The 231-nt window shown below is 68.4% G+C and carries 1 protein-coding gene; it reads left to right on the forward strand.

Annotated elements, in window-relative coordinates:
* Positions 1-97 precede the first annotated feature (97 nt).
* The coding region (locus CVH10_RS25535; RefSeq protein ID WP_146143433.1) for an FAD-dependent oxidoreductase at positions 98-231 on the forward strand (134 nt) is incomplete at its 3' end.

Raw genomic sequence — 231 nt, forward strand, 5'->3', positions numbered from 1 at the left:
CCCCCGATCTATGCCACATGATCGTCATGCCCCGCCTGATCCCCGCTGCGACACCCCGCTTCCGTCTCAACATTCGCAACATTCGCGGCGGCGCACGATGAGCGCCGGCGATGTCCTGATCGTCGGATCGGGGGCTGCCGGGCTGACCGCCGCGCTCAACCTGGCGGACCGGTTCAGGGTCACCGTGCTGGCCAAGGGCGCGCTCAACGAAGGGTCGACCGCTTGGGCGCA

Source organism: Halomonas sp. ND22Bw, assembly GCF_003011945.1.
Lineage (GTDB): Bacteria > Pseudomonadota > Gammaproteobacteria > Pseudomonadales > Halomonadaceae > Halomonas > Halomonas halophila.